The sequence below is a fragment of the Streptomyces sp. BK340 genome (assembly GCF_007827595.1).
In the GTDB taxonomy this organism is placed as follows: domain Bacteria; phylum Actinomycetota; class Actinomycetes; order Streptomycetales; family Streptomycetaceae; genus Streptomyces.
Map to the genome: position 1 here is coordinate 1 of NZ_VISR01000060.1, position 15,038 is coordinate 15,038.

Consider the following 15,038-nt stretch of genomic DNA (forward strand, 5'->3'; position numbering starts at 1 on the left):
GCTGTTCGGCTCGAAGAAGCTGCCGGAGGCCGCTCGCGGGCTCGGCAAGTCGATGCGCATCCTCAAGAGCGAGGCCAAGGCCATGAAGGACGACGGCGTCGCGCAGTCGGCGCCCCCCGCCGACGGTGCGCCCGAGCAGTCGGCCCCCAAGGTCATCCAGACCGCCCCGGGCGAGGCGGCTGCGGCCCGCACGGTCGCCGAGGAGGCCACCGCTCGCTGACATCCCGGGTGGCCGCGCGTGCGAACGTGAGGACGGCCACTCAGGCTCGTGCCGCCGTCCTCATGCTGCCCGAGCCCCTGCCGGTGACCGGGATCGTCGTGGGCGCCCTCGTCCAGGCCGTGGTGATCGGTGTCGCGTACCGAAAGCTCTCCGGCCGCCCCCGGCACCGCACCCGTCCGAGCGGTGCGTGAGGGGGCGGCCGAAGGCCTGCCGTCCGCCGGCTAGCGGGCGGTTCCGAAGTCCTGGGTCCAGTAGCTGTTGGGCTGCGCCAGACCGACGCCTATCTCCTTGAACGAGCAGTTGAGGATGTTGGCCCGGTGGCCGGGGCTGTTCATCCAGCCCGCCATCACCTGCTCGGGGGTGGAGTAGCCGTAGGCGACGTTCTCGCCGTAGGCGCTCCAGCTGTAGCCGGCACTCGTGATCCGGTCGCCGGGGGAGGACCCGTCGGACCCGGTGTGCGACATGTTCTGGTGGGCCGCCATGTCCTGGCTGTGGGCCTGCGCCGCCTTCGTCAGGGTCGAGTTCAGGGTCAGGGCCGAGCAACCGGCCTTGCTCCGCTCGGCGTTGACGAGCGCCACGATGCGAGCGACGACCCCGGAGGCCGTGGCCGTCGGCTTCGGGGTGCTCGGCGGGGTGGGAGCCGCGGAGTGGGTCGGCGCGGGGGCGCTGTGCGTCGCGGTGGGCGTGGGCCTGGGTTTCGGACTGGCGGTTTTGTGGGGGGTCGCGGAGGCGGTCGGAGCCTTCGACGGCACCGCGGTGGGCGCGCCGCTCTCGCTGCTCTGCCAGTGGTGGTTCCAGTGGCGCTTGTGATGGTGAGCGTGGTGCGCGTGGTACCGCCAGGTCTGGGCCGACTGGTTCCCGGCACCGTCGGCCTGGGGCCCGCCGACGTTCTGCCAGTCGCCACAGGCCATGGCGACGGACGGTACGCCCACCGCGCTCAGGACGACCGCCCCGATGACCAGCCGCCGGTAGTGCTGCTTCTTACGATGCTTCGCCATGCGTGACCTCACCGGTAACTTCCTGCGGACCGTCATTCTTAGAAGGGCCTCACAGGGAGCGCAAAGAGCCTTCCTACTAACATGCTTCGTAGATAAGGAAGGCCCTCGCCAAGGGCGGGGGAGCGTGCTGGTCGCGCGTTTGCAGTTTGCTCGTAGTGCTGTTGCTCCGTCAGAAACCCCGTGTGTTTCGGGGAACGGGCGGAAATCCCGAGTCGATGGAATGCCGTCCCGCCTGACCTGGTAGGCGCCTACGCCAAACCGGACAAGTCCCATATGTCGCTAGAGCGACATCTACTATTCGGCACCCCTAGCTCCGGGGGTGGCGTGACGGATGTCACGGAACCAAAGCTTCCGGTTCTCGTCGGCCGCCCATAGGGCGATCTGTGTGCGAGAGCGAAGGCCCAACTTGTCGCGCACCTTGTCCAGGTGCGTGGCCACTGTATGTACCGAAAGTCTGAGTCGTTCTGCTATCTGCCGGTTGGTCAGCCCTTCCCTCACCAGCTCGACCACCATGAGCTCCCGCGCGGTCAGCCGTGACCGCTCGTCCGCGCCGTTCCTCGTCCGCAGGGCGTACGCGACGAGCCGCTCCCCGTGCAGTCCCCGTGCGCCGGCGGCGGCGGCCTCCCGTGCGGCCGGCGACAGCAGCTTCCTGGCCCGGTCCGCCGCCTGCTCCATCGTGCGTCGCCAGGGCGCCTCGGGCTCGGTGTCCAGCCTGCGCCGTGCCTGCGCGCTCGCCTCGTACAACCGCAGGGCGCGCTGCGGGTCCCCGCGCTGGGCAGCCACGAGGGCCAGGCCCTCGACGGGATACAGCGAGTGGAAGCTCGTCCCGGGGGTGATCCGCAGAACTTCGGTGAACAGCTGCTCGGCGCTCTCCGGCTGCCCGAGGGCCACGCGTACGGCCCCCGCGGTGTGCAGCGCGGCCGCGGTCCGGGTCCAGGGCGCGTGCTCCCTGAGCACCGGCAGGCACCGCGCCATGATCGCGTCGGCTTCGTGCGCCTCGCCCGCCTGGAGCAGCGCCCAGGCCAGGTGATGGGCGCACCACGCGATCTCCTCGGGTGTGCCGAGCGAGGCGAGGACGTCCCGGCACTCGCGCAGGTCCGCGACGGCCTCGGTGAACTCCTCGCGGCACAGCCGCGCCGCGGCCCGGGCGTCCAGGGCGTTGGCCAGCCCGGCGGGGTCCCGGCGCGTCCGCTCCCTGGCCACGGCCTGCTCGCCCCGTCGCAGCGCTTCGTCCAGGTCGGCCTGCTGGCAGGCCACCCGCGCGGCGAGCGCGGGCGCCGCTCCGCCCGGCGCCGGGCCGTCGGCCACACCTGGTGGTCCGGTCAGCAGCGCGCGGGCGGCCGACGGCTGCTCCTGCTGGTAGTGCACGCGGGCCAGCTCCAGCGTCAGCCGCGCCTGTGCTGCCTCGTCGTGGCCGGTGGCGCAGGCCAGTACCGAGGAGAGATTGTCCCGCTCCACCGCCAGCGGGCTGCTCGCCTGGTCGGCGAACACGTCGCCGCGGTCCCGGTCGGCCAGCCCGGTCAGCCAGGCGAGGGCTCGTCGCAGGGTGCCCGGCAGCTCGCCGGAAGCGCGGAGCCGCTCCAGGGCGTAGGCGCGGATGGCGCCGAGCTGTCTGAAGCGGGTGGGCGCCGCGTCTCCCGGCAGACGTACGACCAGGGACTTGGCTTCCAGGGCGCACAGAATGCGGAAGACCTGCCCCGGCCCGATGCCGCCGCCCACGCACACCGACCGTGCCGCGGCCACGTCGAACCCGCCGACCAGGACCGCCAGACGCCTGAACACGGCCTGCTCCGCCGGGTCCAGCAGCCGATGGCTCCAGTCGACGGCGGCGGCGAGTCCGCTGTGGCGCCGGGGCCCGGTTCTGCTCCCGTCGGCCAGGAGGTCCAGCCGGCACAGCTGGTCGTCCAGCCCGGCCAGGATGTCGCCCGGCGCGAGGGCGCCGACGTGCCGGGCCGCGAGTTCGACGGCCAGGGTCAGGCCGTCCAGCCGCCGGCAGATCTCGCCAACCGTACGGCCGTTGCCCCGGTCGAGGGAGAAACCGGGCGAGCGGCTCGACGCACGCTCGACGAACAGCCGCACGGCATCCGCCCGAAGCAGCGCCTGCACGTCGTCCCCGGCGTCGGCCGGGGGCAGGGACAGCTCGCCGACCCGGAACACCGTCTCTCCGGGCACCCGCAGAGCCTCCCGGCCGGTGGCCAGGATCCGCAACCGGGGACAGCGCCCGAGCAGGATCCCGACCAGCCGGGCGCACGGCTCGACCAGATGCTCACAGTTGTCCAGGACCAGCAGCCGGGAGGTGTCCCCGATCGCACGGACCAGACCGTCGGCACCGGTCCGGCCCGCTCGTTCGCCCACGCCCAGTGCGGCCGCCACGGACTGCGTGAGCAGGGAGCCGTCCTGCAGCGAGTCCAGCTCCACGAGGTCCACCCGGGCGAAGCGGTTCGGCAACCCCCGGGCGAACTCCAGCGCCAGCCGCGTCTTGCCCACCCCGCCCGCACCGGTCAGCGTCAGCAGACGTGTGCTTCTCAGGAGGGCGCGCAGGCGGGACATCTCCTGCTGCCGGCCGACGAAGGAGTCGAGCGCCGACGGCAGGACGGGGCCGTGGTCGTGGACGGCAGCGGCCGGCGGTTCGGACGGCGCGGCCCGCCGTGCTGCCAGTCGTCGCCGGAGCGCCCGTTGTCTGCAGGCATTGGAACAGTACCGGGCCGGCCTGCCGCCCTGCGGTCTCGTGATCAGTGCCGCGCCACATGCCTCACACGTTCGACTCCGGGTCATCCCCGATTCCTGGCCGCCCGCCGGGGTGGGAAAACCATACCGTCAGGGCGTGGCGGCCGGGTCTATTCCGAGTACGACGGTTCCGGTCACCCCCTTGCCGAGGTCGCTGCCCGCCTGGGTGAGGGTCAGCAGGGTCGATGACCCGCCGTTGCGGTAGATGCCGTCCCTGGCGTTGAGCGTGCGGGTCGCCGTGTTGTTCCGGTAGGGGGACAGGGCGGCGACCCTGGTGTTGTAGGTCTCCGGGAAGTAGAGCTGGCCCGTGTGGGACACATGGCCTCCGTGGTACGTCCCGCCGGACACCGTGCCGCCCACATGCGTCTTGACGTGGATGTGCAGGGCCCGGCCGACGTACCAGCCCGGGTAGACGGTGGTGAACTCGGCGACGCCGGTGGCGTCGGTCAGCTGCACACCGCGCAGGAAGGTCGTGTCCGGGGTGGAACCGCCGGCCACGTAACCGGAGTAGATCCCGAGCGCGTCGCAGTGCCAGATGTCGACCGCCGTGTTGGGCAGCGGGGCGCAGGTGGTGCTGTTGACGACCGTGACGCGCAGGGTGAGCGGAACGCCGGCCCTGCCCTCCGTGATGTCCTTGCGGACCGTCTCCAGGTCCAGGTAGTAGGGCCCCTCGGTCTGCTCGGGCGTGAGGACGCACGCGGCGGTGAGCCGGGCCGGGGTGCGGGGATCCGCGGCGGCCGCGGGCTGTGTGGCGGCGAGGCCCAGTGCCGCCACGCCGAGGGTCGCGCCGCCCAGGGTGGCGATGACCGATCTGCGGGTGGCGCCGGCCGGCTCGGGGGCGCGCTGCGGTTCGGCGGTCTTGTGGTGGGGGGTGTCAGTCATGCTGCGACGATGGCGCGTGCGCCGGCGCCCGGGATCGTACGGACGACCGATGAAATCGGGGGCGTTACGAAACCACCGGGGCCCGTGCGGCAGACCTCAGGGAAGCGGCTGCCGCTCCGACTCGTCGGGAGCCGGGGGCAGTGCCAGGTGCGCGAGGTCGCCCGGCGGGGGCGTCTTCACCGGCCACAGCGGAGCGGCGACTCCGTCGGCGAGCGCGGCCGGTGCGTCGGTGAGGTTCATGCGCTCGCGCAGCCGGCCGTAGAAGTCCATGGGACCGAGCCGCACCGCCTTGAGCCGGCGGGGAGCGGCGTACACACCGATCCAGTCCCCGGGGCTGAGCACCCCGCGCACCTGGCCGTCGATGCTGACGGCGGCCTGGCCCGACCGTTCCAGGACCCGCATCGCGATGGGCTCGTCCGGGGCGGCCACGACCGACCGGTTGAACGTCATGTGCGGGGCCACCGGGGTGAAGATGAGGCCCTCCGCCCGGGGTGAGACGACCGGACCACCGGCGGCGAAGCTGTAAGCGGTCGAGCCCGTGGGCGTGGCCACCAGCAGCGCGTCGGCGGAGTACGACGCCAGCAGCCGTCCGGCGAGATAGACGCCGACCGACACCTGCCGGTCCCTTGCCAGCTTCTCCAGGACGACGTCGTTCAGCGCCGTGACGTTCAGGGCGACGCCCCAGTCGTCACCGGTCTCGCACTCGATGCGCACCGGGGGCGGGGGCAGCATCGGCCCACGGGCGTAGTGCACCAGCGCCTCCACCTGATCGGGCACCTCCAGCCGGCAGGACGCCCGCATGGTGAGGAGCATCCGGCTCTCGACGGTGATCCGGTCCTCCCGTACGGCGTCCAGCGCCGCGCGCACGGCCGTGGCGGGGACCTCCGTCAGGAAGCCCACCCGGCCGAGATCGACGCCGAGGACCAGGGCGTCGTTCTCGGCCGCCAGCCGGGCACCCCGCAGGAAGGTTCCGTCGCCGCCCAGGGTGACGATGAGATCCGGATCGCCCGCGGCGTCCAGCTCCTCCCGGGCGCTGTGCCGCGCGCCCTCCTGCCACACGTCGATGTCGGCACACTCGACGGCGTGCTCGGCGCTCCACTCACGCACGGCGCTCGCGGCGGCCACGGCCTCTGCCCGTCCGCCGTGTACGACCAGGCCGATACGGTTCACGGTCATGCCCGCCTCCAAAACGGCACCTGCAGAGGGTCCTCCCCACCACGATCCCCGGCCCGCACCTGACACGCCACGCCGCTGCCGGGGACCGGGGCCATCCCGGCCCTAACCTGTGCTTACGTGTCGATCCGACCGGATTTCTGTCACTGCCATGTCACAGCTGATCCACAGCGGAACCCCTGGTCAGGCTGGTCTGTCTCTGTCCGTGACCACCGGCACGAGCCGGACAACCTGTTTGCTTCCGAAATCGGGGGACCCCATGCAGCACCGCAACACCATCCGCGTCACCGCGTCGGCGATGGTCACGATCGCGGCCGCCCTCTCGCTGAGCGCGTGCCAGTCGGGTGGCGGCGAACCGTCGGCCGAGAAGTCGTCCCAGGCCCCGTCCACCGCGGCCGCGTCCCCGAAGGCCTCCGCTCCCGGCAGCCCGTCCACCGCGGCCTCGAAGCCCGCCGGCGGCACCTCCACCCCCTCGGGCGCGACCGTCACGCCGGCGACCGACCCGTCGGGCGGCACCACGCCGACGTGTCCGCTCACCGCCCTGAAGGTGGCGGCGTACCAGGCGGCCAACCGCCCGGCCGGCACCGGCACCGGAGCGGCGATCGTCGAGTTCACCAACGCCTCCGGAAAGGCGTGCGTCCTGCAGGGCCACCCGACGGTGGCGGGGGCGGGCAACGGCGCGCCCGACCACAACGCTCCGATGAAGGTCACCCCCGCTGGTACCGCGTCGAGCGTGAAGGTCGCGCCGGGCGGCAAGGCATGGGTGAAGCTGACCTTCGTCCAGGTGCAGGGCGAGGCCGACGGCTACTGCGTGTCCGGCGCGAAGCCCACCGTCTACCCGACGCTGGTGGTCGGCCTGCCCGGGTCGGGTGCCCACCAGGTCGCCCTGTCGGACGGTGAGATCGCCGAGTGCGACAACAAGGTCACCGCTACCGCCGTGTCGGCGGTCAAGCCTTCCTGACCCCGTCCGGAGCCGGGCGGCGTCAGCGGGCCGGCGTCGAGGAGACGGCGGCCCGGGCCGCCCGTTCCACCAGCGCGACGCCGTCCTTCATCGAGGTGTTGCCGTCCGACAGGACCGCGACGAGGTAGTGGTGTCTGCCGCTCGTGATCCGGCCGACGCTGTTGACGTCCCACAGCCCCGTCGTGTTGCGCTGCAGCCAGCCGTTCTTCAGGGCCCACTCGGAGCCGGCGGCGGCCGAGACGCCCCAGGACTGCTCGGGGGCGATGCGGCCCATCAGCGTACGGATGTAGCCGCGGGACGTGTCGCTGAGCGCGGGCGCGGAGCCCGCCTTCGGGGCGGGCCCGGTGTCGAAGACGGCGCGCAGCAGCCGTATCTGGTCGCTCGCCGTGGTCCGGGTGAGCCCCCACCTGACGTCCGGGCCGCCCTTGGTCGCGGTCAGTCCCAGCCGCTTGTTCGCCGCCTGAAGTCCCGGGGCGAGGCCGATGCGCCGCCACAGCGCGTTCGCCGCCGTGTTGTCGCTGTGCTGGATCATCGCCTCCGCCTGGGCGCGCTCCTTGGCGGTCAGGGCGTGCCCGGAGTCCTGTCCCTGGAGCAGCATCGCGGCGAGGATGTCGACCTTGATGATGCTCGCCGTGTCGTAGGCGGTGTCGTCGCCGTAGACCGTGGGCGTCCGGCCCGCGCCGTCCAGGTCGAGCACCGCGGCCGTCACGCGCGCCTTGCCCTTGGCCTGCACCGACGCGGAGAAGTCGGCCGGGGCGGAGCCGGAGCCCGTCGACATGGTGGCCGCGGCCACCGGTGCCGGGGCGAGCGCTCCGACCACGAGCAGTGCCGACGCCGCGGCCGCGAGCGCGCCGCAGATCGCCGCGCGCGGGCCTCGGGGGTGCGACGAGGAGCGGATTCGGTACGCCATGGAGAGGGCCTCGGCAGTTCGGGGACAGGGACACAGGACTGCGAACGTAAACAAAACGCCCGCTCCGCGAAGTGACCGCTGCCACGACAGGCCCCGTTAGGCCTGAATTGTGAGCAGGGCAACAGCGGGCACATGTGAACAGAGCGCAATAGTCCGTCACGTTGAGTGAGCGTGGGGACGGCTTGCCCTTCGCGCCCACGGGGAAGAAGGTGACCAGAGAGGCACACCGGGCCCGGGAGGCGTCATGAGCACATCAGCTGAGCCGAGAGTGTCGGGCCTGGAGATCCGGTCGATCGACTACGTCCCCCTGGACGAGCGGCACGGCAAGCTGTGGCATCTGGGCCCCCTGTGGTTCATGTCCAATGCCCAGATCGCCACCCTCGCGGTGGGGCTGATCAGCATCACCGAGGGCGGCAATCTGATCTGGTCGCTGCTGGCCATCGTCGCCGGTACCTTGATCGGCACCTTCTTCATGGCCTTTCACTCGGCCCAGGGCCCCCAGCTCGGCCTGCCCCAGATGATCCAGTCGCGGCCCCAGTTCGGCTACGTCGGCGCCCTCCTGGTGTGGCTCTTCGCCTACATCCAGTACGCGGGATTCAACGTCTTCAACAGCATCCTCGCCGCCGACGCCCTGCACACCACGGTGCACGGCGGCGTCAAGCTGTGGGTGGTCGTGGTCACCGTGGTCGCGCTCGTCGTCGCCCTCGTGGGCTACGACGTCATCCACAAGGCCGAGCGGTTCCTGACCTACACCTTCCTCCTCATCTTCGGGGTCTTCACGGTCGGCGTCCTGCTCACCCTGCACTACCCCGCGGGCTCCTTCGACCTCGGCGCCTTCAAGTGGACGCCGTTCCTGGCCCAGTTCGGCGTGGTCGCCGGCTACCAGATCAGCTGGGCGATCTACGTCTCGGACTACTCGCGCTACCTGCCGCCGGACGTGACGGTCCGCAAGACCTTCTACTGGACGTACTTCGGCTCCGCCCTCGGCGGTATCTGGCTGATGGTGCTCGGCTCGCTGCTGGCGGCCTGGGCCGGCAAGGACTTCGAGACGATCGCCTCGATCAACGCCGCCGGGGACAAGGTGTTCAGCGGATTCGGCGCGACCGTGCTGCTCTTCTCCGCCCTGGGCCTGGTGTCCGTGACCGCGTTGAACATGTACGGCGGTTCACTGACCCTCATCAGCGCCATCGACTCGTTCAAGCGGGTACAGCCGACGCTCGGCGTGCGGCTGCTGACGCTCGGCCTGACCGCGGCGCTCTCCCTGGTCGGCGCGCTCGCCGCGACCTCCAACTTCCTCGCGAACTTCAACAACTTCCTGCTGCTGGTCCTCTACCTGTTCATCCCGTGGACCGCGGTAAACCTCATGGACTACTACGTCGTACGCCGCGGGCACTACGCCGTCGCCGAGATCTTCAACCCGAACGGCATCTACGGACGCTGGGGCTGGCACGGCATCACCGCGTACCTGGTCGGCTTCGCCGTCATGATCCCGTTCTTCTCCGTCGGCACCCTGTTCGTCGGTCCCGCCGCCGAAGCGCTCGGCGGAGCCGACGTCTCCCTGTTCGTCGGCCTGCCGGTCTCCGCAGCCCTGTACTGGTGGCTGACCCGCTCGATCGACGTGGAGGCCGAGGCGCGCGTGGCGGAGGCGGAGGCCGCGGCACTGGAACGGGCGGCACACGAGCACCACGAACCCTGATGCCCGGACGCCGGCGCGCAGTGTGCGTCAGGCGGTAGGGGCCGGCGGCTCCTGCGACAGGGCCGGCAGGCGACGTGCGTCGTCCGGGCCGACGGCGTGGGGGGCGACGCCGTCGGCCCCGCCGTCACGGCCTGAGCATCCGGTCCTGCTCCACCAGGGGCGCGCCGTCGTGCCAGGGCAGGGGCTTGCCGAAGCGGACCAGTTCGCCGTAGAGCGCGGGGTCGACGCCCTCGGCGAACACCAGGTCGAGCACGGCCCGGGCCGCTTCGGCGGGGGACTGGGCCTGGCTGAAGTCGCTGAACCACGGGCGGGAGGTGGCCGTGTCGACCATGCCGGGGCAGACGGAGGCGATCAGCGTGCCGTCGGCGAGGTCGCGTGCGCGGCGTTCGGCCGCGACCGCCCGGACGGCGGCGACCTGAGCCACCTTGGAGGGCACGTTGAGCCAGCGCGGCCAGCCCGCCTCCTCCGAGGTCCTGCTGTGGACCGCGCTGCGCCAGGACTCGACGGCGTACTCGACCTGGCCGAGGCTCGCGCCGTCGAAGAGGGGGTGCAGCCGCGCATCGAGGTGGCCGAGGGTGCCCAGGCTGCTGGCCACGACGAGCAGTCGGCCGCCCGGGCGCAGGACGGGTCCGAAGGAGCGCAGGATCGCGTGGGTGGCGGTGTTGGAGACGTCGATGAACTCGTCGGCGCGCTCGGACTGCGACTCGTCGGGCAGCACCCGGGCGACCGCGTTGGAGATCACCACGTCGACTCCGCCGTACTGCTGGTGGAGTTCACCGGCCAGCCGGTCGATTGCGTCGGTGTCGGTGACGTCCAGGACCCGGCCCAGGACCTGACTGCGGGTGGTGGGCAGTCGGGCCACCTCGGTGGCGGCCTCGGCGACGCGCCGCGCGTCGCGGCCGGTGAGCAGGACCAGGTCGCCGGCACCCATCCGGGCCGCGAGCCCCTCGACGAGCGCGCGGCCGAGACCCTGGTTGGCGCCCGTGACGAGGGCGATTCGGGAAGCGTTCATGCAGGCAACGCTAGAAACGTGTGTGCCATGAGTCCAACGAAAGTTCGGCACGGCTAGTATGCGTAAACGTCATGGACTTCACGGATGTGTCGCTCACGGCGCTGCGCGTCTTCCGCGCGGTGGCCGAGCAGGGAACCTTCACCGCGGCCGCCGCGTCGCTGGGCTACACCCAGTCGGCGGTGTCCCGGCAGATGGCCTCGATCGAACGGGCCGCGGGCGCCGAACTGCTGGAACGCAGGCGCGACGGCGTACGGCTCACCGCGGCGGGCCGGGTCGTCATGCGCCGGGCGACGGTCGTGCTCGACGAGATCGACGCGGCCGCGCGCGAACTGTCCGGCCTTCCCGGGCAGGCCGGGACGGTCCGGCTCGGCTGGTTCCCCAGCGCCGGAGCGGTGCTGGTGCCCAGGGCTCTGGCCACGCTGCGCCGCACGGACCCCGGCCTGAACGTGGTCGGCCGGGAGGGCGGCACCCCCGCCCTGGTCCGTGCCCTGCGCGCCGGCAGCCTGGACCTGGCGCTGCTGGCGTCGGCGCCGCCGTTCCGGCCGCCGGACGCCGAGTCACCCCCGCTGGTGCTGAGCACCCTCACCGAGCGCGCCCTGCACCTCGCGGTGCCGGCCACCCACCCGCTCGCCCGCGGCGACTTCGTCGACGTTGCCGACCTGCGCGGTCAGCGCTGGATCGCCGGGTCCTCCTCCGGGGAGGACGGGCTGATGGGGGTGTGGCCCGGCCTGGACGAGCGGCCCGACATCGCCCACACCGCCCGCGACTGGCTGGCCAAACTCCACCTGGTCGCCGCCGGCTGCGGACTGACCACCGTGCCGGCCTCGCTGGCCCCCGCCGCACCGGCGGGCGTACGCATCCTGCCGGTCCGCGGAGGCCCCCAGGAGCAGCGCCGCCTGCTCCTGGCCCGGCTGCCGCACCCGCCGGCCGAAGCGGTCACCCGCGTGGCAACAGCCCTGCGCGGCGCGGCCCTTGACCTCGACACACCGGAGGGGACACAGCCGTCCCCCTGATCGGCAAGGGTGCGGGGTCAGGCAGGTTCGCCCCGCCAGGCGCCGTCCCGCTGCGCCCAGCGCACGGCGGGGGCCACCGCGAACCCGGCCACGGCGAACACCACGCCGAGCACCGCCCAGCCGAGGGTGCCGTGGGCGATCGCGGTGACCGTGACCAGCGCCGGCCCCGCCATCATCCCCGCCGACATCCCGGTGCCGAACACACCCTGGTACACGCCGTGCGCCCGGGCGTCGGCGAGTTCGTACCCGAGGGTCCAGCCACCCGCAGCCGACAGCACCTCCGCGAAGACCTGCACCACCGCACCGGCGGTCAGCGACAGCACCGCCCACACGGGGGAGAGGCCCGCGGACAGGGCGTACACCGCGCAGGACACCGCCAGCAGCAGTCCCGCCCAGCGCATCGCCCGTACCGCGCTGGGCACTTGGGAGGCCCGGCGGGCGGCCCGCACCTGCAGGAGCGCCACCAGCACGCAGTTGACGATCATCAGCAGCGCCGCCGTCCAGCGCGGCGCCCCGGTCCGCTCCACGATCCACAGCGGCAGCCCGACCTCGGAGAGCGTGTACTGCACGACCAGTACCGCGTTGAGCACGGTCACCGCGAGGAACGGCAGGTCACGCACCGCCCGCCAGCGGTCGACGGCCGGGGCGTCGGCGTTCGGCGCCACCCGCTCGCGCACATGCGACGCCAGCGGCATCCGCGGCACCAGCAGCGCGGGGCCCGCGAAGGACAGTGCATTCACCAGAATCACCGTCAGATACGCCGCTCGCGTGTCCAGTTGGAGAGCGACCGCGCCGAGAGCGCCGCCCAGGCCCATCGCGACGTTCGTCACCATCCGCAGATACGCCCGTGCCTCCACCCGCGTCGCCGCAGGCAGCACATCGGCGTAGAGCGCGCCCTGCACCCCACGGCTCGCCATCTGCAACGCCGTCGCGCAGATCACCGTCACGAGGAACCCCGCGTAGGAGTGCACCAGCGTGTACGCGGCCGTGGCGAGGCCGGTGCCGCCCCACAGCAGGGCCCCCATCCGCCGGGCGCCCCACCGGTCCGCGGCCCGCCCGGCGGGCACCCCGGCGGCGACACCCACCAGACCCGCGACCGTCATCCCGACCCCGACCGCCGTCGCGTCCAGGCCGACGATGCGCGTGAAGTACAGGATGCCGAGCGGGAAGTACAGCCCGTTGCCGAGGGAGTTGACGGCGGTCAGCACGGTGGCGAGGCGCAGGACCGGGTCGGCCGGGAGCAGCCCGCCGGCCCGGGTCGCGCGACTCGCCTCGGGACTGCCGTGCTGGTCAGGGGCGGGTGAGACAGGTGTCGTGGTCATGTCCGACAGCCAACCCCGTCCGCACCGGCGTCCGACAATGATTTAGCGTGGCACTCAATGATCGAGTTCCGCTTCGCCGTCGGCGACCTCGCCACCACTTCCTTCGCCTACTCTCCGCTGCAGGAGGCGGTGTTCTCGCTGCGCTGCCTGCACGACCCGGCCCGCTACCCGCACCACCGGCCGTGGCTGCGGCGCATCCGCCCGCGTCTGGAGACCCTCGACCGCGAAGTGCTCACCGCCCTGATCGCCCCCTGGCTCTGGGTGCCCGACTTCCTCACGCCGCGCCCGGCCCGCGCCCGCCCGGCCTTCGCCGAGGAACTCGACGAGGTGCGCCGCACCCCTCCGGAGGTCGTCACCGCCGACTTCCACGCCACGTACCGCACCGACGACGCGCTCCCACCGGTCGTCGCACAGGGCCTGGCCGACCCCGCGGCCTTCCTCGCCCGCCTCACCGACGCCGTCGACGCCTACTGGCACACCTGCCTCCACGACAGCTGGTGGCCGCGCGTGCAGAGCATCCTGGAGGCCGATCTCGCCCATCAGGCAAGGGTGTTGGCGGAGCAGGGAGCGGCGGGACTCTTCGTCGGACTCGACTCCCGCCTCGTGTGGACCGGCGCCCAGCTGCGGCTGACCCGCACCCGCGACACGGCCCCCTGGCCGCCGGCCGACATCCGCATCGCCGGGCGCGGCCTGGTGCTGATGCCGACCGTCTTCGCCCGCGGTGCGCAGACGGTGATCGATCCCTCGCGCCCGCCGGTGCTCATCTATCCGGCCCGCGGCCGTGCCACCCTCTCCGAAGCGCCGCCACCCGTCACCGACCGCGCCCTGATACGGCTCCTCGGCCGCCCCCGCGCCCGTCTGCTGAGCCTCCTCGCAGAACCCGCCTCCACGACCGAACTCGCCCACCGTCTGAACGTCACCCCCGGCGCGGTCAGCCAGCACCTGGCCGTCCTCTACGACGCGGGGCTGCTCAGCCGGACCCGCAGCGGCCGTACGGTGCGGTACGCGCGCACGGCCCTGGGCGACGAGCTGTGCCGTTAGGGGCGTCACCGCATCGGCGCCGGTCGTTTCAGGCCCCCTCGTCGTGCGCCCCGTCGTCAGGGGGAAGGGCGGCCAGCGCCTCGCCGAGATCCAGCTCCGTCCTGCCGCGCGTCTGGAGTCCCCGCTCCATCAGCAGAGCCGTCCGGCGGCCCACGGCCCCCTCACGCACGAAGTGCTGGAAGACGACCGCGGCGGCCCGGAGCTCGTCGTCGGAGGGCGCGGTCGCGTGCACGACGGTGGCCTTGGTCGCGACGACGGCGTCCGCCGGGAAGCGCGCGACGCGGTGGGCGAACCGGTCCACCACGGCATCGAGTTCGGCGTCCGGAACCGCCCGGTTGATCCAGCCGTACCGCTCGGCGAGCTCCGCGTCGTAGTCATCGGCGCCGAGGAGCACTTCGAGCGCGCGACCGGCACCCATGAGCCGGGCCAGCCGTTGGACACCGCCGGCACCGGGCGACGCGCCGAAACCCACCTCGGGCTGGCCCAGGACGGCGTGCTCGCGCGAGGCGAAGCGTACGTCGCAGGCCAGCAGGAACTCGCTGCCCGCTCCGCGCGCCCGGCCGCGCAGTTTGCCGATGGTGACCACCGGCAGCCGGCTCAGCCGCTGGAACAGCATCCCGAGGGACGCGTCCCCGGGACCGCCGGCCTTCGCGGCCTCCGCGGTGTACTCGGCGACCTTGGTCAGATCCACATGGGGCATGAAGAAGTCCGGATCGGCGCTGTCGAACACGACGGCCCGAAACTCGGAGGGCTCTTCCAGCACCCGGATCAACTCGACCAGGTCCCGCACCAGCTCCGGACCGATCAGGTTGAGCGGCGGGGCGTCGAAGGTCGCGTACAGCACGCCGCTGTCGGCGCGCGTGCGAATGGTCTCCAGCCCGTCAGGTGCCCCTTCGGACGTTCCGCTCCGGTCGACGATCACAGTGCGAGGGTAGTACCGGTGAGGCCGCTTTCCGCGGACGCGCTCGACGGGCATGGCGGTGCGCGACTAGGTCCTGTCGTCAAATTCCCGTCGTCGCCCGAAGGGCGGCCTCGCGGCGTCTGGTGCGTGCTCTCGGCGTGCCGGGCGGAAGTCCTCGTACT

At 72.4% G+C, this 15,038-nt stretch carries 14 protein-coding genes; 6 read left to right on the top strand and 8 right to left on the bottom strand.

Features of this window, described 5'->3' with window-relative positions:
• The first annotated feature begins 1 nt into the window (after position 1).
• Positions 2-220 (top strand): twin-arginine translocase TatA/TatE family subunit, encoded by a 219-nt coding sequence (locus tag FB157_RS46650; RefSeq protein ID WP_261387064.1) that lies wholly within the window; start codon positions 2-4, stop codon positions 218-220.
• Between the two features lie 26 nt (positions 221-246).
• Positions 247-411 (top strand): hypothetical protein, encoded by a 165-nt coding sequence (locus FB157_RS47885; RefSeq protein WP_186582011.1) that lies wholly within the window; start codon positions 247-249, stop codon positions 409-411.
• 30 nt (positions 412-441) lie between these two features.
• On the opposite strand, the gene FB157_RS46655 is transcribed toward FB157_RS47885, so the two are convergent.
• The 4 genes from FB157_RS46655 to FB157_RS46670 all read right to left on the bottom strand — a co-directional run bounded on the left by FB157_RS46655 (position 442) and on the right by FB157_RS46670 (position 6,003).
• Positions 442-1,218 carry a CAP domain-containing protein gene (locus FB157_RS46655; protein WP_145887878.1) on the bottom strand — a complete coding sequence of 259 codons (777 nt, stop codon included), beginning with the start codon at positions 1,216-1,218 and terminating at the stop codon, positions 442-444.
• Between the two features lie 294 nt (positions 1,219-1,512).
• Positions 1,513-3,768 (bottom strand): LuxR C-terminal-related transcriptional regulator, encoded by a 2,256-nt coding sequence (locus FB157_RS46660; RefSeq protein ID WP_261387065.1) that lies wholly within the window; start codon positions 3,766-3,768, stop codon positions 1,513-1,515.
• Between the two features lie 267 nt (positions 3,769-4,035).
• Positions 4,036-4,827, bottom strand: a complete 792-nt coding sequence (locus tag FB157_RS46665; protein WP_145887882.1) for an intradiol ring-cleavage dioxygenase — start codon at positions 4,825-4,827, stop codon at positions 4,036-4,038.
• Positions 4,828-4,923: 96 nt separating this feature from the next.
• Positions 4,924-6,003 (bottom strand): NAD(+)/NADH kinase, encoded by a 1,080-nt coding sequence (locus FB157_RS46670; RefSeq protein ID WP_145887884.1) that lies wholly within the window; start codon positions 6,001-6,003, stop codon positions 4,924-4,926.
• Between the two features lie 256 nt (positions 6,004-6,259).
• Between FB157_RS46670 and FB157_RS46675 the strand changes: the two genes are divergently transcribed.
• On the top strand, positions 6,260-6,961 hold the full coding sequence (locus FB157_RS46675) for a DUF4232 domain-containing protein (RefSeq protein ID WP_145887886.1): 702 nt from the start codon (positions 6,260-6,262) through the stop codon (positions 6,959-6,961).
• Between the two features lie 22 nt (positions 6,962-6,983).
• Here the strand turns inward: FB157_RS46675 and FB157_RS46680 are convergent, their stop codons facing one another.
• Positions 6,984-7,871 carry a serine hydrolase gene (locus FB157_RS46680; RefSeq protein WP_145887888.1) on the bottom strand — a complete coding sequence of 296 codons (888 nt, stop codon included), beginning with the start codon at positions 7,869-7,871 and terminating at the stop codon, positions 6,984-6,986.
• A gap of 244 nt (positions 7,872-8,115) precedes the next feature.
• On the opposite strand from FB157_RS46680, the gene FB157_RS46685 reads away from it, so the two are divergent.
• On the top strand, positions 8,116-9,567 hold the full coding sequence (locus FB157_RS46685) for a cytosine permease (RefSeq protein ID WP_186582012.1): 1,452 nt from the start codon (positions 8,116-8,118) through the stop codon (positions 9,565-9,567).
• 124 nt (positions 9,568-9,691) lie between these two features.
• Here FB157_RS46685 and FB157_RS46690 read toward each other — a convergent pair whose 3' ends face one another.
• Positions 9,692-10,579, bottom strand: coding sequence for an SDR family NAD(P)-dependent oxidoreductase (locus FB157_RS46690; RefSeq protein ID WP_145887890.1), 888 nt, complete (start codon positions 10,577-10,579; stop codon positions 9,692-9,694).
• A gap of 71 nt (positions 10,580-10,650) precedes the next feature.
• Between FB157_RS46690 and FB157_RS46695 the strand changes: the two genes are divergently transcribed.
• Positions 10,651-11,592: a LysR family transcriptional regulator gene (locus FB157_RS46695; RefSeq protein WP_145887892.1), complete on the top strand. Its 942-nt coding sequence runs from the start codon at positions 10,651-10,653 to the stop codon at positions 11,590-11,592.
• Positions 11,593-11,609: 17 nt separating this feature from the next.
• Here FB157_RS46695 and FB157_RS46700 read toward each other — a convergent pair whose 3' ends face one another.
• Positions 11,610-12,914, bottom strand: coding sequence for an MFS transporter (locus tag FB157_RS46700; protein WP_145887894.1), 1,305 nt, complete (start codon positions 12,912-12,914; stop codon positions 11,610-11,612).
• 57 nt (positions 12,915-12,971) lie between these two features.
• Here FB157_RS46700 and FB157_RS46705 point away from each other — a divergent pair, with 57 nt between their 5' ends.
• Entirely contained in the window at positions 12,972-13,955 is a 984-nt protein-coding gene (locus FB157_RS46705) for a helix-turn-helix domain-containing protein (protein WP_222441052.1), read from the top strand.
• Between the two features lie 28 nt (positions 13,956-13,983).
• On the opposite strand, the gene FB157_RS46710 is transcribed toward FB157_RS46705, so the two are convergent.
• A complete protein-coding gene (locus FB157_RS46710; protein ID WP_261387067.1) occupies positions 13,984-14,877 on the bottom strand; it encodes an enoyl-CoA hydratase/isomerase family protein in 894 nt (297 codons plus the stop codon).
• Positions 14,878-15,038 lie beyond the last annotated feature (161 nt).